The sequence below is a fragment of the Pseudomonas sp. PvP025 genome (assembly GCF_017832155.1).
In the GTDB taxonomy this organism is placed as follows: domain Bacteria; phylum Pseudomonadota; class Gammaproteobacteria; order Pseudomonadales; family Pseudomonadaceae; genus Aquipseudomonas.
The window spans coordinates 5002556-5024349 of the sequence record NZ_JAFIBJ010000001.1 but is presented as its reverse complement, the minus strand read 5'-3'; the positions used below and the strand labels follow the sequence as shown (position 1 = coordinate 5024349).

Below are 21794 nucleotides of genomic sequence, written 5' to 3'. Positions count from 1 at the left end.
TTGGCACAGGCGTTTTCTGAGTGCCGGCGTTTAAACCGTATAGCTGGCGTCGGCAGAGAACCTGACATAGGGTTGAGCTGCAACGGAAGCGCTGAGACTGACCGGCCAATCGCGGGGTAACAACGACACGCCGACGCTAAGGTCCCCGTCCACCCGCACTCCGGGTGACACGGACACTTCAGTTTTGGGGGGCGTCTTGCTCGCAAGGTCAGTGCTGAACGTCACTTTGTACTTGACCGTAACACCCGGTGAGACCCTGGCCCCCGCATTGACCGTAATAGGACCGGCCTGGGCGTTCGCGTTGACGGACGTTCGCGGCAGGAAGCTGTAACTGTTGGAGATGGACACCGTTTTATCAAAGTTCTGCGTTATCGTCGGCCTTCCAGCAGGTGTCATTTCGAACTTGACGCCTGGACCGCCGAGCTTGAACTCTTGCTGCGTCTGATGCGTAAAAGCCTGATCCACCCCAGCGCCAGCGCCAAATCCCGAGGCTGAAACACGGCCCTGCACCCCACCATTAAGCCCAATACGCTGGGTAGTTGTCAGTGCGGGATTGAGATTGGCGCTTACGTTAAATGAAAGGTCCGGATTCAGATTGAAGCTGGCCTGCGGAGCATTGAACGTAAACCACTTGGAAGCACTGCCGCCGCCCCTCACGCCAATCCCCGTCCCCAGGATATTGGGAATGCCAGCCGTTAAATCGGCGTTCAGTTCGAGCTGCATCTTGGGCGTTACGCTGACATTGAGGCCGCCCGCATCGTTTGGACGCAAGACGATTTCGGGTAGAAACTTCGCCGTCGCGCTTGCACCCACGCTCGGGCCGCCAGGCAACGGAGTGATTCTGGCCGCAATGGTGGCAGACGTAGCGGGCACAAAAGTGACGGTGGGAATGGGTTGAAACTTGGCCTCGCCTCCAAACACATTGGCGGTATAAGGGGCAGTGAAGGCCCGCGAAGGGTGTTGTTGTTTATTCACCTCACTATTGTTTTGTGGCTGTGGGGTAGGCGAACGATACGGAGAATTTGCAGAAATCTGGTTCATGGCTAATACACTCGCTTTATTGGTGTGTGCAGCCCCTGATGAATTGACGATTATCTATTCGAATGTCGTAATTCGACGGGTCTACGCAAACTATGTGGGACACAGCGAAGTAACAGTTCCTACAAATACTGCGTAGGTAGTTTCAACAAATGTCACGAGGAAGACGTGCTTGCACCCGAGATCGATACCGTTCTGTCGAAATTGCTGGATATTCTTGGCTGGCCGGTGGAACTCAACTGAAACTGAACGCCCGGTCCACCGACTTTTAACTGCTGGGCAAGACTGTGTGAAAAACGCTGATCCGCACCGACACTGACAGCGCCCGCACCAAAGTTCGCGCCAGCATTCACGCTTAATGTTTGCTCACTGCCAAACGTGGGATGTAAATCGGCCTTGGCTTTGAATACGCCCGTCGGTTCGAGATTGGCCCTGAATTGCGGAGCACCAAACGTAAACTTCTGTGCGCCACCCAGCCCCCCATTCACGCCCAGTCCAGTATTAAAGATATTCGTCAGGCCTGCACGGACGGCTCCGCTTAATTCCACTTCCAGCCGTGGAGCGAAGCCCACAGTGACGCCGCCAGTGTCTGTCGGGCTGATCCTGATCAACGGATCGAATCGAATGGTCTTGCTGGCGCCCGCGCTGACAAGACCAGGAATCAGGTTGGCTGTCGCATTGAGCGTGAGATAAGTCTTAGGGCGAAAAACAAGCGTGGGGATTGGCTGAAACGAGGCCTGGCCACCGAAAACATTCGCGGTATAGGCGGCAGTCAAAGCGCGCGGTGCCTGGATGGCGTCGGAATTTATTTGCTGTTTTCCTATATCGCCCTCAATGCGTGACCGAATATTAGCGGGACGACAAATTTGAGCTGCAGACACGCCATTCATAAACAACCTCTTTAGTTGTTACTAATAGTTTATTTTCCATATCGACCTTTATCCAACATTCACACTCCATTAATAGCTCATCCCTACTTGCATATTGGATTATTCGACGATCTGATATTTAACTTGTGGTACGTATAGCTGTATCAGTTCCCACAAAAAAAATGACTGCTTTCAAAAAAATATCATCTGCGCCGAATTTTCAGCAAAAAAAAGGCCACCCGAAGGCAGCCTTTAAAAACTAAAGAAAGAGAGTTGTTACTTACACCGCCGCAACGGGACGCATGTAAGAGATCGGTGCGGTGCTGGCATCTTCGAAGGTCACGACTTCCCAGGCGTCTGTCTGCTCAATCAACTTGCGCAGCAGCTGGTTATTAAGGGCGTGGCCCGACTTGAAGCCTTTGAACTCGCCTATCAGGCTATTGCCCAGCAGGTAGAGGTCACCGATTGCATCGAGGATCTTGTGCTTCACGAATTCGTCTTCGTAGCGAAGGCCGTCTTCGTTCAGTACACCGTCCGCGTCGACCACAATGGCATTTTCAACGCTGCCGCCGAGTGCGAGGTTGTGCTTGCGCAGGTACTCGATGTCACTCATGAAACCAAAGGTACGGGCGCGGCTGACTTCTTTTACGAACGAAGTGCTGGAAAAATCCACGCTTGCACTTTGTGTGCGGTCACGGAATACCGGGTGATCGAAATCGATCTCAAAGCTCACTTTAAAGCCTTCGAACGGGACGAAGGTGGCGCGCTTGTCGCCGTCTTCTACTGTCACTTCCCGCAGAATGCGAATGAACTTCTTGGCTGCGTCCTGTTCTTCCAGGCCGGCAGATTGAATCAGGAATACGAAGGGTCCAGCGCTGCCATCCATGATCGGGACTTCGGACGCGGAGAGCTCGACGTAGGCGTTATCGATGCCCAGACCGGCCATGGCCGAGAGCAAGTGCTCCACCGTGTCCACCTTGACGTCACCGTTGACCAACGTGGTCGACATGGTTGTTTCGCCAACGTTTTCCGCGCGCGCAGGTATCTGCACGACAGGGTCCAGGTCGGCACGCACAAACACGATGCCGGTGTCGACAGGTGCAGGCTTGAGGGTCAGGTAGACCTTTTCCCCGGAGTGCAGACCTACACCTGTGGCACGAATAATATTCTTCAGAGTGCGTTGTTTAATCATGGCTTGGACCGCTTCAGCGCAAATTGCGAACTGGTATCAACAAAGGCTGGCGATAATAGCAGACCAGACCTTTGCTGAACACCAATCACCTTCATAGCCCTGATACATTCCATTAATCGGCCTGACGACGCAGGAATGCCGGGATGTCCAGGTAATCCAGATCATCTTGCGGATTCGGGCTACGGGACGCAGCAGCACCGGCCTGAGCCTGGTTGCGCATCACGGTCGGACGGTCCAGGTCACGGTAATTCACCGACGGCAGTTCCTGGCGCGCAGGCGCTGGAGCGGCAGCCGACTGGCTCGCCTGGCTGCTGTGCAGGGTGTTGTCGATGACCTTCACAGGCTTCTCGATTTTCGCACCCAGGCCGGTGGCAACCACGGTTACGTGCAGCTCGTCGCGCATGTCCGGATCGATAACGGTACCGACCTTGACCATGGCGTGCTCGGACGCGAAGGCTTCGATGATGCTACCCACGTCGGAGTACTCACCCAGGGACAGGTCAGGGCCGGCAGTGATATTCACCAGGATGCCGCGTGCACCTTGCAGGTTCACGTCTTCGAGCAGCGGGTTGCGGATGGCCGCTTCGGTGGCTTCACGCGCACGGTTCGGACCGCTGGCGCAGCCAGTGCCCATCATCGCCATGCCCATTTCGCTCATGACGGTACGTACGTCGGCAAAGTCGACGTTGATCATGCCTGGACGCTTGATGATGTCGGAAATACCGCGCACGGCACCGGCCAGTACATCGTCAGCCTTGGCGAACGCGGACAGCAGGCTTGCGTCCTTGCCCAGGATGGTCAGCAGCTTCTCGTTGGGGATGGTGATCAACGAGTCGACGCTTTCAGACAGCAGACGGATACCTTCGTCGGCGATCTGCATGCGCTTGCGGCCTTCGAACGGGAACGGACGCGTTACCACGGCAACGGTCAGAATGCCCATTTCCTTGGCCACTTCGGCAATGATCGGCGCAGCACCGGTACCGGTACCGCCGCCCATGCCGGTGGTGATGAACACCATGTTGGTGCCTTGCAGCACTTCGGCAATACGCTCGCGGTCTTCCAGGGCGGCCTGACGGCCGACTTCCGGATTGGCGCCAGCGCCGAGGCCCTTGGTCACGGCTGTGCCCAATTGCAGGATGGTCCGCGCGCCGATGCTTTTCAGCGCCTGGGCATCAGTGTTGGCGCAGATGAATTCAACGCCTTCAATGTTGCTCTTGACCATATGGTTGACAGCGTTACCGCCGCCACCGCCGACACCGATTACTTTGATAACCGGGCTAGCGGGGATGTTGTCTACGAGTTCGAACATGTTCCCTCTCCTTTCATTTTCTCTAGTTTTTTCGCCTACTGCTTTACATCAGCTACAAGTTGCAAGCCATGAGCTTGCAAGCTTGAAGCGTGTTACTTGAAGCTTAAAACTTGTCGCTTGAAGCTAACTTCGTCAGAAGTTTCCTTTGACCCAAGCCTGCAAGCGCTCGAACAACGGTGCTTTCGCTTCGTCGTCGCTGCGGTAGCTGTCGCGGATACTCGGGCCCGACATGGAGATGCCGTCGGTCTGCTTTTGCAGCCCGTACAACAGCAAGCCCACACCGGTGGAATAAATCGGGTTGCGCACAACATCGCCGAGGCCTTTGACGCCATGGGGCACGCCCAGGCGCACCGGCATGTGGAAGATTTCCTCGGCCAGTTCGACCGCGCCTTCCATCTTCGAGGTGCCACCGGTCAGCACGATGCCGGCCGGGATCAGATCTTCGTAGCCGCTGCGGCGCAGTTCAGCCTGAATCAGGGTGAACAGCTCGTCGTAGCGCGGCTCGACCACTTCGGCCAGGGCCTGGCGCGACAGCTCACGCGGTGGACGGTCGCCCACGCTCGGCACCTTGATGGTCTCGCCGGCGCCGGCCAGTTTGGCCAGAGCGCAGGCGTAGCGAATCTTGATTTCTTCGGCGTACTGGGTCGGTGTACGCAACGCCATCGCGATGTCGTTGGTGACCTGATCGCCCGCAATCGGGATCACGGCGGTGTGACGGATCGCACCCTCGGTGAAGATTGCAATGTCAGTGGTGCCGCCGCCGATATCGACGAGGCACACGCCCAGTTCTTTCTCGTCGTCGGTGAGTACCGAATACGCCGAAGCCAGTTGCTCCAGAATGATGTCGTCGATTTCCAGGCCGCAGCGACGCACACATTTTTCAATGTTCTGTGCGGCGTTGACGGCGCAGGTCACCACGTGGACCTTGGCTTCCAGACGCACGCCCGACATGCCCAGGGGCTCACGCACGCCTTCCTGGTTATCGATCACGTAGTCCTGCGGCAGGGTGTGCAGCACACGCTGGTCCGCCGGGATCGCCACGGCCTGGGCAGCGTCGAGTACGCGCTCAAGGTCGGCGGCGCTGACCTCACGGTCGCGGATCGCCACGATGCCGTGGGAGTTCAGGCTGCGGATATGGTTGCCGGCCACGCCGACGAACGCCGAGTGAATTCGGCAACCGGCCATCAGCTGCGCTTCTTCGATGGCGCGCTGGATCGACTGCACGGTGGACTCGATGTTCACCACCACGCCCTTCTTCAGGCCCCGGGACGGATGCGTGCCAATACCGACGATCTCGATCACGCCGTCTTCACCGACCTCACCGACCAGCGCCACCACCTTGGAGGTGCCGATATCGAGACCGACGATCATTTTGCCGCTTTGCACGTTTGCCATGGGTCCTGCCTCTTCTTAATTCTTCGCGACAGCGGGTTTGTCTGTCGTCGGCGCAGCCGGTTCACGCCAGCCGACGGCAAGGCCGTTGGCGTAACGCAGGTCGACGCTCGCAATGTTCGTAATCTGTTCTTTCAAGGTCTTGTCGTAGATGGCAATGAAACGGCGCATCTTCTCCACCAAGCGGTCGCGTCCCAGCAACAACTCGATACCCGGGCCGGAACTGCCTGCCCCGGTGGTCAAAAACCAGCTGCCCCGCTCACGCAGTTCCAGGCGTGCAATGGAGAAGCCCAGCGGCCGCAGCATCTGGCTCAAGGCCTGGTACTGCTGCATCACTTGCTGTTGCGCCCGCTGCGGCCCGAACAGCTGCGGCAGATGCTCATAGTTGGCCAGCTCACGCGGGGTAAACGCCTGGCCCTGGTTGTTCAGCAGCGCCTCGTTGCCCCAACGCGCCACCGGCAATTGTTCTTCCAGGCGGATCGTCACCTGGTCCGGCCAGACGCGGCGCACCTCGGCGTGGGCGATCCACGGCATCTGCTCCAGCTCCGAGCGCATCCCGGCCAGGTCGATGGTAAAGAAGCTCGCCGCCAGGTACGGGCCGATGCGCTGCTGTACCGCCTGCTGGCTGATGTAGCTCAAGTCACCCTGCACGCTGATTTTGGTGATCGGCCGGTCGGCATACGGCAGCAGCCGCTGTGCACCTTCATAAGTGCCAAAGCCAAGCACCACCAGCAGCACCGGCCAGAACAGCGCCTTGAGGAAGCCAAAATTGGCTTTCGGCAGGCGCGCCGACATCGGCTCTTTAGCCACCATGCGGCTGGCACCCCGTGGCACAGGCTTGCGGCTCGGTGCTTGGGAGGGCTGATGACGAAGCGATGCGCCTTTCATGTCTTAGCCTCTTGGCTCAATACTTTCGGCAAGGATCGCCAGCACCAACTGCTGGAAATCCAGACCGGCGGCACGGGCTGCCATGGGGACCAGGCTGTGGTCGGTCATGCCCGGCGCCGTGTTGACTTCCAGGAACCAGAAGTTGCCCTGGTCATCCTGCATCACGTCTGCCCGCGCCCAACCGGCGATACCCAGCGCCTCACAGGCTTTGGCCGTGAGGTCCATCAATTGCTGTTCTTTGTCTGCGTCAAGGCCGCACGGGATCCGGTACTGGGTATCGGAAGCCACATACTTGGCGTCGTAGTCGTAAAAGGTGTGGGGCGTGCCCAATGCGATGGGCGGCAATACCTGGCCACGCAGGGTGGCGATGGTGTACTCGGGACCCTGGATCCACTGTTCAACCATCACTTGCGAATCGTAGGTACTGGCCGCTTTCCATGCGTCGATCAATTCGGCGGCCGAGTTCACTTTGGCCATGCCGATACTGGAGCCTTCATGGGCTGGTTTGACGATCAAAGGCAGGCCCAGTTCCTTGGCTGCAGAAATACAATCGTCTTCGCTGCGCAGCACTCGGTGACGCGGCGTCGGAATGCCCAGGCTGTGCCACACCTGCTTGGTACGCAGCTTGTCCATCGCCAGTGCCGACGCGAGGATCCCGCTGCCGGTGTAAGGGATGCCGGCGCACTCCAGCAGGCCCTGCATGCTGCCGTCTTCACCGCCACGGCCGTGCAGGATGATGAAGGCACGGTCGATCTTTTCGGCCTGCAGACGCGCGAGAAAATCATCGCCGACGTCGATGCCGAACGCATTCACACCGGCGCTCTGCAGCGCCTGGAGTACCGCGTTGCCGGACTTGAGCGACACTTCACGCTCGGCGCTCCTGCCGCCGAACAACACAGCCACGCGGCCGAAGTCGGCAGGCGTGATGGTGGAGAACAGGGAGGCGTAGTCGGTGATCATTTCGACGCCCCCTTGGCGGACGCAAACAGCGGGCTCGCGAGCAATTTCGGGGCAAGGCCACCGATGTCACCGGCACCCTGGCACAGCAGAATGTCGCCGGCACGCAGCAGCGGCTTGACGATCGGCGCCAGGTCCACGCCACGCTCGATGTAGATCGGGTCCAACTGCCCACGCTGGCGGATGCTGTTGCACAGTTTGCGGCTGTCGGCACCCGGGATCGGCTCTTCACCGGCCGGGTAGACTTCCATCAACAGCAGCACGTTGGCGTCGGCCAATACATTGACGAAATCGTCATACAGGTCGCGGGTGCGGCTGTAGCGATGCGGCTGGTAGACCATCACCAGGCGGCGCTCCGGCCAGCCACCGCGCACGGCCTTGATCACGGCTGCCACTTCGGTGGGGTGGTGACCGTAGTCATCCACCAGCATCACGTCGCCGCCTTCCACCGGCAGTTGGCCGTAGACCTGGAAGCGGCGGCCCACGCCGGCAAAGCGCGACAGGCCTTCGACGATGGCTTCATCGCTGACGCCCTCATCGGAGGCGATGCAGATGGTTGCCAGGGAGTTGAGCACGTTGTGGTTGCCCGGCATGTTGACCGAGACATCCAACGGCTCGCGGTCGGGACGCAGTACGGTGAAGTAGGTCTGCATGCCTTCCTGGCGCACGTTGATCGCACGCACGTCGGCATCTTCACTAAAGCCATAGGTCACGGTCGGACGTTTCACCTGCGGCAGGATTTCACGCACCACCGGATCATCCAGGCACAGCACCGCTAGCCCGTAGAACGGCAGGTTGTGCAGGAACTCGACGAAGGTTTTCTTCAACTTGTTGAAGTCACCGTCGTAGGTGGCCATGTGGTCTTCGTCGATATTGGTGACCACGGCGACCATCGGTTGCAAGTGCAGGAAGCTCGCATCGCTTTCATCGGCTTCGGCGATCAGGTAGCGGCTGGTGCCGAGCTGGGCATTGGTGCCGGCTGCATTCAGGCGGCCACCGATAACGAAGGTCGGGTCCAGGCCACCGGCAGCGAACACCGAGGCGATCAGGCTGGTGGTGGTGGTCTTGCCATGGGTGCCGGCCACGGCGATGCCGTGACGATAGCGCATCAACTCGGCAAGCATCTCGGCACGCGGCACCACCGGGATGCGGCGCTCAAGGGCAGTGGCCACTTCCGGGTTGGACGTGTTCACGGCGCTGGACACCACCAGTACGTCAGCCTCGGCAGCGTTCTCGGCACGGTGGCCGATGAAGATCTGCGCGCCGAAGGTTTTCAGGCGATCAGTCACCGGCGACTCTTTCAAGTCCGAGCCGGACACCTGGTAGCCCAGGTTCAGCAACACTTCGGCAATACCACACATGCCCACACCGCCGATGCCGACGAAGTGGATACGACGGATGCGGCGCATTTCGGGTTGCGGCATGGCTTTCTGATTCTCAACCACGGGCCACCTCCAGGCAGATATCGACCACGGTGCGGGTTGCGTCAGGTTTGGCCAGGCGGCTTGCGGTGCTCGCCATGCTGTTGAGTCGTTCCGGTTGCATCAAAACCTCGGTCAGGCGTGCGGCCAAATCGGCGGCGCCAGTCGTTCTTTGCGGCAGCAGGAAGGCAGCGCCCTCCCCGGCCAAATATTCGGCGTTGCGGGTCTGGTGATCGTCGATGGCATGGGGCAAAGGCACCAGCAACGACGGCAGACCGGCGGCGGCCAGTTCACTGACGGTCAGCGCACCAGCGCGGCAGACCACCAGGTCGGCCCAGCCATAGGCATGGGCCATGTCTTTGATGAAGGGCTGCACATCAGCCTCCACACCCGCTTCGCGATAACGCTGGGCGGTGACTTCATCGTGATGTTTGCCGGCCTGATGAAACACTTCGGGACGCAGGTCCACGGGCAGTTGCGCCAGCGCTTCAGGCAGCAATTTGTTCAGCGGTTCAGCGCCCAGGCTGCCGCCAAGGATCAACAGATGCGGCTTGCGCCCTGCGAGTGCCTGACGGGCAATGCCCATGAACAGTTCGGTGCGCACCGGGTTGCCGGTGGTGCGTAACTTGTCCGAGGCACCAAAGGTCTTCGGGAAGGCCTCGCACACACGCGCCGCCAGCGGCACCAGCAGGCGATTGGCGGTGCCGGCGACGGCATTTTGTTCGTGCACGATCACCGGCACGCCGGCGAGTTTTGCCGCCACGCCGCCGGGGCCGGTCACATAACCGCCAAAACCGAGCACGCACACCGGCTGCAATTGACGGATGACCTTGCGTGCCTGCCACACCGCCTTGAGCAAGACGAACGGCGCTTTGAGCAGGGACAATTTGCCCTTGCCGCGCAGGCCGGTGACATTGATCAGGTGCAACGGCAAGCCGGCATTGGGCACCAGTTCGTTTTCGATGCCACGCGGTGTGCCGAGCCAGTGCACGCTGTAGCCACGGCTCTGGAACTCACGCGCACACGCCAGGGCCGGGAACACGTGGCCCCCGGTGCCGCCCGCCATGATCAGCACATTAGCGCCCATGGGTCGGCTCCTCGGCGAAGTCGCTTTCGCTGAACTCCATCTCTTCGCTGCCCAGGTGGGTTCGACTCTCCCACTCGATGCGCAGCAACAGGCCCAGGCACGCGCAGCAAATCACCAACGAACTGCCGCCGTAACTGAGGAACGGCAAGGTCAGGCCCTTGGTCGGCAGCAGGCCGACGTTCACGCCGATGTTGATCAGGAACTGGCCGATCCACAGGAACGACAGGCCGTACGCCACATAAGCGGCGAAATACTGTTTGGCCTTCTCGGCCCACAAGCCGATGTACATGCCGCGAACGCAGACGAACACGAACAGCGCGACGGTGCACAGCGAACCGACCACGCCGAGCTCTTCGGCGAGTACCGAGAACACGAAGTCGGTGTGGGCTTCCGGCAGGTAGAACTGTTTCTGCACACTGTTGCCCAGGCCCACGCCCAGCCACTCGCCGCGACCGAAGGCAATCAGCGCCTGGGTCAACTGGTAGCCGGAACCGAACTGATCGGACCAGGGATCGGTAAAGGTAATCAGACGGGCCATCCGGTAGGGTTGCGCCTGCACCAGCACGGTAACCGCAGCCACCGCCAGCACCACCATCAAGGTGAAGCGGAACAGACCGACGCCGCCAAGAAACAGCATCGCCGCCGCCGCGCCCATCATCACCACGGTGGCGCCGAAGTCGGGTTCCATCAGCAACAGGCCGGCCATCGGCAGCAGCACGATGAACGGCTTGAAGAAGCCCATCCAGCTTTCGCGCACCTCTTTCTGGCGACGCACCAGGTAGCCGGCGAGGTAGATCACCACGAACACCTTGGCGATTTCCGACGGTTGCACGTTGAACGCGCCGAAGCCGATCCAGCGCATCGAACCGTTCACCTCGCGCCCGATGCCGGGCAGGATCACCATGATCAGCAGGCCAAACGCGCCGATCAGCATCAGCCAGCCCAGGCGTTGCCAGGTGGCGATGGGGATCATCATGGTGACGATGCACGCGCCGAGGCCGATCACCAGGTACACCAGGTGACGGATCATCATGTACAGCGTGTTGCCCGACTGCACGGCGGCCACTTCGGACGACGCCGAGGTGATCATCACCAGGCCCAGGCCCAGCAGCGCGAGGCAGCCGGCGAGCATCGGGAAATCGAGGTCGATGCCGCGCCCGGTGATGATCGGCGACGGGTACGGCTTGATGATGTTTTTCAGGTTGAGGCTCATGCCAAAGCCTCCACGGCGCGGGCGAACAACTGGCCGCGCTCTTCATAGTTCTTGAACATGTCGAAACTGGCGCACGCCGGCGACAGCAGCACCGCATCGCCCGGTTGGGCCAGCGCCTTGCACCGGGCAATCGCGTCGTCCAGGGAGGCGGCACGTACGTGCGGTACATCGTTGCCGAGGGCAGCGGCGATCAGGTCCGAATCCCGACCCATCAACACCACGGCGCGGCAATGGGCGGCGACCGGCGCCTTGAGGTCCTTGAAGTCGGCGCCCTTGCCGTCGCCACCGGCGATCAGCACCAGCTTGCCATCGATGTCGGCGCCCAGGCCTTCGATGGCCGCCAGTGCCGCACCGACGTTAGTGGCCTTGGAATCGTTGTAATAGCCGACGCCGTCGAGGTCGCGCACCCATTGGCAGCGATGCTCGAGACCGCCGAAGGTGCGCAGGCTCGACAGCATGGCGTCGAACGGCAGGCCCACGGCATGCCCCAGCGCCAGGGCCGCGAGGGCGTTGGACTGGTTATGGGCGCCACGGATTTTCAGCTCGCGCACCGGCATCAGGTTCTGGAATTCGAAGGCCAGGTATTTCTCGCCGTTCTCTTCACGAATGCCGAAGCCCTTGAAGTCGGGTTTGCCCAGGCCGAAGGTCCAGCACGGCAGGCCTTCGCCCATCAGTGGACGGCTCAGGGCATCCTGGCGGTTGACCACCACTTGCCGTGCACCGCGGAAGATCCGGTGCTTGGCCAGGTGATAGGCCGGCAGGCCGCTGTAGCGGTCCATGTGGTCTTCACTCACGTTCAACACAGTGGCGACTTCGGCGCCCAGGTCGTGGGTGGTTTCCAGCTGGAAGCTCGACAGTTCCATTACGTACAGCTCGACGTCGTCGCTGAGCAAATCCAGCGCCGGCACGCCAAGGTTGCCGCCTACCGCCACGCGCTTGCCGGCCGCAGCGGCCATTTCGCCCACCAGGGTGGTCACGGTGCTTTTTGCGTTGGAACCGCTGATGGCCACGATCGGCGCTTTGGCGTTACGCGCAAACAGGTCGATATCGCCGGACAGCTTCACACCACGTGCCGCCGCCGCTTGCAGGGCGGGGGTCGCCAGGGCCAGGCCGGGGCTCACGTAGAGCTCATCGGCGCGGCACAGGAACTCGACGTCCAGTTCGCCACAACGCACTTCCACATGCGGGTAGTCACGGCGCAGCGTGACCAGCTCCGGTGGATTTTCCCGCGTGTCGGCCACGGCAAACGACGTGCCCCGGTTCGCCAGCAAGCGAACCAGGGACATGCCGCTCTTGCCGAGGCCGACAATGATGCGGAAGTGGTCTGAAGCGATCAGGGACACTCGTTTCTACCTCAGTTTCAGGGTGGCAAGGCCGACCAGGACCAGAATCACGGTGATGATCCAGAAACGGACGATCACGCGTGGCTCGGGCCAGCCCTTGAGTTCAAAGTGGTGGTGAATCGGCGCCATGCGAAACACGCGGCGCCCGGTCAACTTGAAGGACGCCACCTGGATGACCACCGACAGGGTTTCCATCACGAACACACCGCCCATGATGAACAGCACGATTTCCTGGCGCACGATCACGGCGATGGTGCCCAGAGCGGCGCCCAGCGCCAGTGCGCCGACATCGCCCATGAAGACCTGCGCCGGGTAGGTGTTGAACCAGAGGAACCCCAGGCCCGCGCCGATCAGCGCGCCACAGAATACGATCAGCTCACCCGCGCCCGGTACGTAGGGAATCAGCAGGTACTCAGCGAATTTCACGTTGCCCGACAGGTAGCAGAAGATGCCGAGCGCGCCGCCCACCATCACCGTCGGCATGATCGCCAGACCGTCGAGGCCGTCGGTCAGGTTGACCGCGTTGCTGGAGCCGACGATCACGAAGTAGGTCAGCACCACGAAGCCAATGCCCAACGGGATGCTGGCGTCCTTGAGCATCGGGATGATCAGGGTGGTTTCCACGGCGCTTGGCGCAGTGGTGTACAGGAAGATCGCCGCGGCCAGGCCGAACACCGACTGCCAGAAGTACTTCCAGCGGCTCGGCAGGCCCTTGGAGTTTTTCTCGATCACCTTGCGGTAGTCATCGACCCAGCCGATGGCACCAAACAACAGGGTCACCAGCAGCACCACCCACACGTAGCGGTTGTGCAGGTCGGCCCAGAGCAAGGTGCTGATGCCGATGGACGACAGAATCAACGCGCCGCCCATGGTGGGCGTGCCGGATTTGGACAGGTGCGACTGCGGGCCGTCATTGCGCACCGATTGACCAATTTGCAGGTTCTGCAGGGTGCGGATCATCCACGGCCCCAGGAACAGCGACAAGCACAACGCGGTCAGCACACCGAGAATCCCGCGCAGGGTCAGGTACTGAAAGACCGCGAAGCCTTTGTGAAACTGTTGCAGATACTCAGCCAGCAGCAGCAGCATTAATGTTTCTCCGTACTGGAACCGCACAAGGCTGCGACGACGTTTTCCATCACCGCGCTGCGCGATCCCTTGATCAAAAGGGTTGTCTGTGGGTCTTGTTCAGCCGCCGTCAGCGCCTGGATCAACTCGCCCTGAGTCGTGAAATGCTGCGCGCCGGCACCAAAGGCTGCGACGGCGTGGGCCATATTCGGGCCCACGGCGTAGAGCGCGTCGACCTTGCCGGCGGCATACGCGCCGACTTCGCGATGGCCTTGCTCGGCCCAGTCGCCCAGCTCGCCGATATCCCCCAGCACCAGCACCTTGCGCCCGGCAAAGCCGTTGAGCAGGTCGACCGCCGCATTGATGGAAGACGGGTTGGCGTTGTAGGTGTCATCGATCACGCGCATGCCGTTGCCGGCCAATTGCGCGACCGTGCGGCCCTTGACCGGCTGCACCGCGCCCAGGCCGCTGGCAATACCGGCCAGCGAGACGCCCAGGGCATGGGCGGCGGCAGCGGCAGCCAGGGCGTTGGCGACGTTATGGTTGCCCAGCAGATTCAGTTGCACCTGCGCGCTGCCTTGTGGCGTGTGCAAGGTGAAGGACGGGCAGCCACGCGCATCGGCGGCGATGCTGGAGGCGTGAAAATCCGCTGCGGCGTTGAGCACCGCAAACGTCAGCACCTTGCGACCGTCGGCGCGGATGCGCCAGGTCTCGAAGGCCTTGTCGTCGAGGTTCAACACGGCCGTACCCGACGCGTCCAGGCCTTCAAGGATTTCACCCTTGGCCTCGACGATTTTTTCCGGGCCGCCGAACTCACCGACGTGGGCGGTGCCGGCGTTGTTGATCACGGCAACGTGGGGCTTGGTCAGCGCCACGGTGTAGGCGATTTCGCCGACGCGCGAGGCGCCCAGCTCGATCACGGCGGCGGTATGTTCCGGGGCCAGTTCGAGCAGGGTCAGGGGTGCGCCGAAATCATTGTTCAGGTTGCCACGGGTGGCGAGCACCGGGCCGCGCGTACGCAGCACGCCGGCGAGCAATTCCTTGACCGTGGTCTTGCCGCTGGAGCCGGTGATGGCCGCCACGGGTTTATCGAATGCGGCACGGTTCAGCGCACCCAACTGGCCCAGGGCCAGACGGGTGTCGGCGACCAGCAGTTGCGGCAAGGCAGCGTCAGTCACTTCGTGCTCGACCAGAGCGCCAACGGCACCTTTGGCGGCCACGTCGTTCAGGTAGTCGTGGCCGTCGAAACGCGGGCCGGTCAGGGCCACGAACAGTTGCCCGGGGGTGATGTTACGGCTGTCGATACTGACGCCGTCGAAACGGCAGTCGCCGGACAGTACACGGGCCGACAGGGCCTGGGCCAGTTCGCGGAACGTCATGGCTTTAAGCATGGGCGGCCTCCCAGGCAGTCAGCGCGCGATCAGCCTCGACCAGATCGGAGAAGGCATGGCGCTCGCCGTTGATTTCCTGATAGTCCTCATGACCTTTGCCGGCCAGTACCACCACGTCGTCCGCGCTGGCGCTGGCGATCAGTTGGGCAATGGCGGCGCCACGACCGGCGATGAACGTCACGTTCGCGGGGTCTTTGAAGCCTTGGCGAATGTCATCGAAAATCCGCGCGGGGTCTTCGCTGCGCGGGTTGTCATCGGTCACCAGCACGCCGTCCGCCAGGCGCTCGACAATGCCGGCCATCAGCGGGCGCTTGCCGCGATCACGGTCACCGCCACAGCCGAACAGGCACAGCAGCTTGCCTTTGGCATGCGGGCGCAGGGCCAACAGGACTTTTTCCAGCGCATCGGGAGTGTGCGCGTAATCGACCACCACCAGCGGCTGCGTGCCGCCGCCCAGGCGCTGCATGCGTCCGGCCGGGCCTTCAAGCATTGGCAGCACGTTGAGAATTTCGTCGAGGGCGTAATCCAGTCCGAGCAAGGCGCCGACAGCGGCGAGTACGTTGCTCAGGTTGAAACGGCCGAGCAAGGTGCTGCGCAGGTGGTGCTCGCCTTGCGGCGTCACCAGGGTGGCGCGCACACCTTCGTCGTTGAATTGGGCCTGACGGCAATACAGGTACGCGCTGGAATCTTCCAGGCTGTAGGTGATCAGGCGCGCTTCGCTGTGCTGCGCAGCCAGTTGCCGGCCGAAGTCATCGTCCAGGTTGATCACCCGGCACTTGAGGTCGTTCCAGGCAAACAGCCTGGCCTTGGCGGCACCGTACGCTTGCATGGTGCCGTGGTAGTCAAGATGGTCGCGGGACAGGTTGGTCATCACGGCCACATCAAAGGCCAGCGCGGTAACGCGACCCTGGTCGAGGCCGTGGGACGACACTTCCATGGCGACGGCCCTGGCCCCGGCCTTTTTCAGGTCGGCCAGGGTTGCCTGCACGGCAATCGGGTTCGGCGTGGTGTGCAGACCGCTTTGCAGCGCGCCATAAAAGCCGGTGCCCAGGGTGCCGACGATGCCGCAATGCTGACCCAGCAGGTCAAGGGCCTGGGCGACCAGTTGGGTCACGCTGGTCTTGCCGTTGGTGCCGGTGACGCCCACCAGATTGAGGTGACGACTTGGCTCACCGTAAAACCGCCCGGCGATATCCGACAGTTGTCGGGCCAGGCCCTTGACCGGAATCAGCGGCACGTCGGTGATCGGCAGCACGGTGGCGCCTTCCACTTCATAGGCAACAGCTGCGGCGCCACGCTGCAAGGCATCGGCAATATGTTCACGACCATCGAACTTGCCACCCGGCACGGCCAGGAACAGGTCACCGGCACGGACATTACGGCTGTCCAGGGTCAGCTCGCGAATCAGCAGATCGCGGCCGGCGTGGGCAAAAATCTTGTTCAGGCTAAGAGACATCAGCCACGCCCTCCATTGGCTTTGACAGCGGCGGCCGGAGGTGCGGCGTTGGCTTGCTGGGTCGGCGGCAGGTTGTCCGGGGTGATGTTCATCAGGCGCAGGGTGCCGGACATCACTTTGCTGAACACCGGCGCCGAGACCAGACCACCGAAATAGCCAGCCTTGCTCGGCTCATCGATCACTACGACGATGGCGTAGCGAGGGTCACTCATCGGACCGAAGCCGGCGAACAGCGAGCGGTAGGAGTTCTCGGCGTAACCCTTGGTGCCCACCGACGTTTTACGCGCGGTACCGGACTTGCCGGCCACGTGATACGCCGGCACCTGGGCGCGGAATACACCGCGCGGCGCTTCGATCACCTGTTGCAGCATGCCCTGCATGGTCTTGGCAACTTTCTCCGGAATCACCTGGGTGGCTTTCGGTGCCTCATCGACGTGGATCAGGCTCAACGGAACCATGCGGCCGTTATTGGCCAATACAGAGAAAGCGTGAGCCAATTGGATCGCGGTCACCGACAGGCCGTAGCCGTAGGACAGCGTGGCGGTCTCGGCTTTTTTCCAGTCACGGTAGTTCGGCAGGTTGCCGACGCGCTCACCGGGGAAATCGAGGCCGGTGGGTTGGCCCAGGCCGATCTTCTGTGCCAGGTGATAGATGGTTTCGCCACCGATATCGAAGGCGACCTTGCTCATGCCGACGTTACTGGAGTTGATCAGGATACCGGTCAGGTCCAGCACCGGGCCTTCGGTGCGAGATACGTCGCGAATGGTGTATTTGCCCAACTGCAATGTGCCCGGGTACACCTCGACCTTGTCGCTGGGTTTCCAGCGTCCGGTTTCCAGGGCGGCACTCATGGAGATGGCTTTCATGGTCGAACCCGGCTCGAACACGTCGATCATCGCGCGGTTGCGCATCATCGCCGGTTGCAGGTTGCGACGGTTGTTGGGGTTGTAGGTGGGCTGGTTGACCATGGCGAGGATCTCGCCGGTCTTCACGTCCATGATCACCAGGCTGCCGGCCTTGGCGCCATTCTCGATGATCGCGTTGCGCAGCTCGCGGTTGGCCAGGTATTGCAGGCGCAGGTCAATCGACAACGCCAGCGGCTTGCCGGCCTTGGCGTTCTTGGTGACCTGGACGTCCTTGATCAGCCGACCGCGACGGTCCTTGATGACCTGGCGCTTGCCGGGCACGCCCGCCAGCCACTCATCGTAGGCCAGCTCGACGCCTTCGCGGCCGTGGTCGTCGATGTCGGTAAAGCCGACCATGTGCGCGGTGGTTTCACCGGCCGGGTAGAAACGACGAAATTCCTCGATGCCGTAGACACCGGGGACCTTAAGATCGAGCACCTGCTGGCCCTGCTCGGGCGTGAGGCCGCGCACCAGATAGATGAATTCCTTATTGGCCTGGGCTTCAAGCCGTTCGGCCAGGGCTTTTGGGTCCTGCCCCAGGGCGGTGGCCAGTTGCGGCCACCGGTCCTTGGCTACCTGCAATTCCTTGGCGTTGGCCCACAGGGTGGTCACCGGCGTACTCACGGCCAGCGGCTCGCCGTTACGGTCGGTGATCAGCCCACGGTGCGCTGGAATCGGGATATGCCGCAGGCTGCGAGCGTCGCCCTGGCCGATCAGGAAGTCACGGTCGACCACCTGCAGGTCGATGATTCGCCAGGCGATGGCGCCCACCATCAAGGCCAGCAGGCCGAGCATCAGGCGAAAGCGCCATGGGTAGAGTGCACCCTCGAGCTTCATCATGGCGCCACCATGCGCACGTCAGCCGCGCCGGGGATGTGCATTTTCAATTGTTCGGTGGCCAGCACTTCGATACGGCTGTGGGCCGTCCAGGTGCTTTGTTCCAGGATCAAGCGACCCCATTCGGCCTGCGCCTTGTCACGCACGCTCAGCTCCCCGTAGAGGGTATTGAGCAATTGACGGTTGTAGTGCGCGCTGTAGGACACCGCAATGGCGGACACCAGCACGCCGACAAACAGCAGCAACATAAAGAAGCTGCCGCCCGGCAGGGGTTTGGCGAAAAGCTTGCTCACCGCAACTTCTCCGCGACGCGCATAACGGCGCTACGGGAACGTGGGTTGGCCTTGAGTTCGGCTTCGGAGGCGAACTGCGCTTTGCCATGGACTTTGATTTTCGGCACAAAGGCTTCGAACCGCACCGGCAGGTTGCGCGGCAGGTTGTCGGACTCGCCCTTGACCAGGCGGCGCATGAACAGTTTGACGATGCGGTCTTCCAGGGAGTGGAAGCTGATCACCACCAGGCGACCGCCCACTTCCAGCGCTTCCAGAGCGGCTTCGAGGCCGGCTTCCAGATCGCCCAATTCGTTGTTGACGTGAATACGCAAGCCCTGGAACGCACGGGTCGCCGGGTTCTTGCCCTTTTCCCACGCGGGGTTGGCGACTTTCAGCACTTCGGCGAGGTCTGCGGTGCGCTCGAACGGCTGGATCTCCCGACGCTCGACCACGGCACGCGCCATGCGGCCGGCGAAGCGTTCTTCACCGTATTCCTTGAATACGCGGGCGATTTCTTCCACCGGGGCAGTGGCGATGAACTGCGCAGCGCTGACGCCACGGGTAGGGTCCATGCGCATGTCGAGCGGGCCGTCATTCATGAAGCTGAAGCCGCGCTCCGGATCGTCGAGCTGCGGCGAAGACACGCCCAGGTCGAGCAAAACCCCGGCCACCTTGCCCGCCATGCCGCGCTCGGCCACTTCGGCACCCAGCTCGGCAAAGCTGCGCTGCACAACGACAAAGCGGCCGTCTTCGGCCGCTAGCGCTTGCCCGGTGGCAATCGCTTGAGGGTCTTTGTCGAACCCGAGGAGTTTGCCATCGGGCCCGAGCTGGCTGAGTATCAGGCGGCTATGCCCGCCCCTGCCGAACGTGCCGTCCAGATAGCAGCCATCCGCGCGTACGGCGAGAGCCTCAACGGCTTCGTCAAGCAGTACGGTGATGTGGTTAAAGCCGCTATCAATAGTCACAGGATCAGATCACGCAGTTCGTCGGGCATGGCACCCGGTTGTTGAATAGCCGCCAGGTCAGCTGCGGAAACAGCATCCCAGGCATCTTCGTCCCACAATTGGAACTTGTTCAGTTGGCCGACCAGCATTGCGCGCTTGTCGAGCCTGGCGTATTCGCGCAAACGCGGAGGCACCAGGAAACGACCACTGCCATCGAGCTCGAGGTCGACGGCATTACCAATCAGCAAACGCTGCAGACGGCGGTTTTCTTCACGCAATGAAGGCAGGGCACGCAGCTTGGTTTCGATCAGCTCCCACTCATCGAGCGGGTAAACACACAAACAAGGGTCAACAGCGTCAATCGTGATGATTAACTGCCCTGAACTTCGCGAAATCAGCTCGTCACGATACCGGCTCGGCATAGCGAGACGGCCTTTTGCATCGAGACTGATTGCATTAGCTCCGCGAAACACAGGTGCGTTTCTCCAAATTTTAGCGTTTTACGTTCAAAAAACCCACTTTGTGCCACTTTCCGCCACTTGCGCACACTATAGGAATGCGCCCACCACACCGTCAAGGCGCGAATACGCGGAAAAGCCTTACAGAACGGAGATTTAGGAGCGTTAAAGGAGGAGAAATCAGAGTTCGACGGTGTTTTTGGCTAATCAAGCGTAAGTAGCTCAAAGAACTAGAGCCAAAAGTTAAAGTGATTTATTAAGAGTAAGATTTTTTTGGTATTACGAAGACGCATCTGCCAATGATTTGGCAGGGAGGGATTCTTGCGTTACTACCGGTTTTCTGCCCTGGAGTCGGACAGAAGGAAAAAGGTGGAGAGTCGATCTGTAAGCCGGGTTCTGTCTTGAACAGTCATTCGTCTACGATGGCCATCACTGGACATCTTTAGCAACCTACCCGGTCCCAGCGCGGGCCACGCCTTGGGACCCTATTTGGTCTTGCTCCAAGTGGGGTTTACCTAGCCACGAACTGTTGCCAGTCGTGCGGTGCGCTCTTACCGCACCTTTTCACCCTTACCGGCACCGAAGTGCTTAGGCGGTTATTTTCTGTGGCACTTTCCGTAGGCTCACGCCTCCCAGGCATTACCTGGCACTTCGCCCTATGGAGCCCGGACTTTCCTCCCCCCCCTAATTTTCATAGAGGGCAGCGACTGTCCAATCGACTCTCCGCCGAGAAGGTTAACGGCCCGGCGGCCTCAGGACAAGTATTAAAAGTGCAGCAATGCCATCACGTTCTGACGAAATGCCGGCTACCCCCCGGAACTATTCGGCTTTCTGTTTATCCAGCGCCACCTGATACAGAACATTCTTGCGCAGCCCGGTAATATCGGCTGCCAAAGCTGCCGCCCGCTTGAGCGGCATCTCCTTGAGCAGGAGGTCGAGGATGCGCATGGCTTCACTGCCGACAGCATCCTCGCTCTCCGGTGCGGTCCACCCCGCGACCAGAACCACGCACTCGCCGCGCTGCTGGTTGCTGTCGCCCTCAACGAAGGCGCGCAGCTCTTCGAGCGGCAAGCCCTTGAGGGTTTCGAACGTCTTGGTCAGTTCCCGCGCCAGCAGCGCCAGGCGATCACCGCCGAATACCAGCTCCATATCCTGCAGGCATTCAAGGATGCGGTGCGGCGCCTCATAGAAAATCAACGTGCGCGGCTCTTCCCTTACCGCCTGAAGACGCGCCCGACGCCCTACCGTCTTGGCCGGCAGGAAACCCTCGAAGATGAAGCGGTCCGATGGCAGGCCTGCGGCAGATAATGCAGCAATCAGCGCGCACGCTCCGGGAACAGGCACTACAGTAATACCAGCGGCACGCGCCTGACGAACCAGGTGGTAACCCGGATCGGAAATCAGAGGCGTGCCCGCGTCGGAGATCAGTGCAACATCATCCCCAGCCAGCAGTCGGGTGATAAAACGGCTGCCCTCTTCCCGTTCGTTGTGTTCGTGGCACGCCGCCAAAGGCGTGCTGATACCAAAGTGCTGCATCAACCGCTGGGAGTGCCGCGTGTCTTCTGCCGCGATCAATTTAACCTCGCGCAGGATTTTCAGCGCCCGGGAACTGATGTCGTCCAGGTTGCCAATAGGCGTCGCCACCACAAAAAGCGAGCCGGCAGTGGAATTCAAAGGACCTGGAGCAGTCAAAACGCACACCTCGATGTTTGGCAAAAGCCGCATTGTAGCGCGTAGATGCCTTGAGAATGTGC

Annotated in this window: 19 protein-coding genes and 1 other RNA gene; all 20 read right to left on the bottom strand. The window is 61.0% G+C overall.

Annotation, left to right across the window (positions count from 1 at the left end; translation table 11 throughout):
* Positions 1–30: 30 nt before the first annotated feature.
* The 20 genes from JOE32_RS21875 to rsmI all read right to left on the bottom strand — a co-directional run bounded on the left by JOE32_RS21875 (position 31) and on the right by rsmI (position 21765).
* Positions 31–1041: a hypothetical protein gene (locus tag JOE32_RS21875; protein WP_231422987.1), complete on the bottom strand. Its 1011-nt coding sequence runs from the start codon at positions 1039–1041 to the stop codon at positions 31–33.
* A 152-nt stretch (positions 1042–1193) separates the two neighbouring features.
* Complete coding sequence (locus JOE32_RS21870; protein WP_245229093.1) at positions 1194–1928, bottom strand: hypothetical protein; 735 nt, start codon at positions 1926–1928, stop codon at positions 1194–1196.
* Between the two features lie 259 nt (positions 1929–2187).
* Positions 2188–3099 (bottom strand): UDP-3-O-acyl-N-acetylglucosamine deacetylase, encoded by a 912-nt coding sequence (gene lpxC / locus JOE32_RS21865; protein ID WP_003171886.1) that lies wholly within the window; start codon positions 3097–3099, stop codon positions 2188–2190.
* A gap of 112 nt (positions 3100–3211) precedes the next feature.
* A complete protein-coding gene (gene ftsZ, locus JOE32_RS21860; RefSeq protein WP_057006829.1) occupies positions 3212–4408 on the bottom strand; it encodes a cell division protein FtsZ in 1197 nt (398 codons plus the stop codon).
* Between the two features lie 132 nt (positions 4409–4540).
* Positions 4541–5803: a cell division protein FtsA gene (gene ftsA, locus JOE32_RS21855; RefSeq protein ID WP_057006830.1), complete on the bottom strand. Its 1263-nt coding sequence runs from the start codon at positions 5801–5803 to the stop codon at positions 4541–4543.
* Positions 5804–5818: 15 nt separating this feature from the next.
* Positions 5819–6688, bottom strand: coding sequence for a cell division protein FtsQ/DivIB (locus JOE32_RS21850; protein WP_004371981.1), 870 nt, complete (start codon positions 6686–6688; stop codon positions 5819–5821).
* Positions 6689–6691: 3 nt separating this feature from the next.
* Entirely contained in the window at positions 6692–7648 is a 957-nt protein-coding gene (locus JOE32_RS21845) for a D-alanine--D-alanine ligase (protein WP_209988757.1), read from the bottom strand.
* Complete coding sequence (murC, locus tag JOE32_RS21840; protein ID WP_209990680.1) at positions 7645–9069, bottom strand: UDP-N-acetylmuramate--L-alanine ligase; 1425 nt, start codon at positions 9067–9069, stop codon at positions 7645–7647. Before murC ends, JOE32_RS21845 begins: the two co-directional genes overlap by 4 nt.
* Before the next feature lie 13 nt (positions 9070–9082).
* Complete coding sequence (gene murG, locus JOE32_RS21835; protein WP_209988756.1) at positions 9083–10153, bottom strand: undecaprenyldiphospho-muramoylpentapeptide beta-N-acetylglucosaminyltransferase; 1071 nt, start codon at positions 10151–10153, stop codon at positions 9083–9085.
* Positions 10143–11354, bottom strand: coding sequence for a putative lipid II flippase FtsW (gene ftsW / locus JOE32_RS21830; RefSeq protein WP_209990683.1), 1212 nt, complete (start codon positions 11352–11354; stop codon positions 10143–10145). Before ftsW ends, murG begins: the two co-directional genes overlap by 11 nt.
* A gap of 8 nt (positions 11355–11362) precedes the next feature.
* Positions 11363–12709 (bottom strand): UDP-N-acetylmuramoyl-L-alanine--D-glutamate ligase, encoded by a 1347-nt coding sequence (gene murD, locus JOE32_RS21825; protein WP_209988755.1) that lies wholly within the window; start codon positions 12707–12709, stop codon positions 11363–11365.
* Positions 12710–12715: 6 nt separating this feature from the next.
* Positions 12716–13798 carry a phospho-N-acetylmuramoyl-pentapeptide-transferase gene (mraY, locus tag JOE32_RS21820; protein ID WP_004371987.1) on the bottom strand — a complete coding sequence of 361 codons (1083 nt, stop codon included), beginning with the start codon at positions 13796–13798 and terminating at the stop codon, positions 12716–12718.
* A complete protein-coding gene (murF, locus tag JOE32_RS21815) occupies positions 13798–15168 on the bottom strand; it encodes a UDP-N-acetylmuramoyl-tripeptide--D-alanyl-D-alanine ligase (protein ID WP_209988753.1) in 1371 nt (456 codons plus the stop codon). The genes mraY and murF overlap by 1 nt, the downstream gene beginning before the upstream one ends.
* Positions 15161–16624 carry a UDP-N-acetylmuramoyl-L-alanyl-D-glutamate--2,6-diaminopimelate ligase gene (locus JOE32_RS21810; protein WP_209988751.1) on the bottom strand — a complete coding sequence of 488 codons (1464 nt, stop codon included), beginning with the start codon at positions 16622–16624 and terminating at the stop codon, positions 15161–15163. Before JOE32_RS21810 ends, murF begins: the two co-directional genes overlap by 8 nt.
* Positions 16624–18366, bottom strand: a complete 1743-nt coding sequence (locus JOE32_RS21805) for a penicillin-binding protein 2 (RefSeq protein WP_209990678.1) — start codon at positions 18364–18366, stop codon at positions 16624–16626. The genes JOE32_RS21810 and JOE32_RS21805 overlap by 1 nt, the downstream gene beginning before the upstream one ends.
* Positions 18366–18659, bottom strand: coding sequence for a cell division protein FtsL (gene ftsL / locus JOE32_RS21800; protein ID WP_004371991.1), 294 nt, complete (start codon positions 18657–18659; stop codon positions 18366–18368). Before ftsL ends, JOE32_RS21805 begins: the two co-directional genes overlap by 1 nt.
* A complete protein-coding gene (rsmH, locus tag JOE32_RS21795) occupies positions 18656–19597 on the bottom strand; it encodes a 16S rRNA (cytosine(1402)-N(4))-methyltransferase RsmH (RefSeq protein ID WP_209990675.1) in 942 nt (313 codons plus the stop codon). The genes ftsL and rsmH overlap by 4 nt, the downstream gene beginning before the upstream one ends.
* Positions 19598–19599: 2 nt before the next feature.
* Complete coding sequence (mraZ, locus tag JOE32_RS21790; protein WP_004371993.1) at positions 19600–20055, bottom strand: division/cell wall cluster transcriptional repressor MraZ; 456 nt, start codon at positions 20053–20055, stop codon at positions 19600–19602.
* A gap of 354 nt (positions 20056–20409) precedes the next feature.
* Positions 20410–20763, bottom strand: an RNA gene (rnpB, locus tag JOE32_RS21785) — RNase P RNA component class A.
* Positions 20764–20859: 96 nt separating this feature from the next.
* Positions 20860–21765, bottom strand: a complete 906-nt coding sequence (rsmI, locus tag JOE32_RS21780; protein ID WP_209990670.1) for a 16S rRNA (cytidine(1402)-2'-O)-methyltransferase — start codon at positions 21763–21765, stop codon at positions 20860–20862.
* Positions 21766–21794 lie beyond the last annotated feature (29 nt).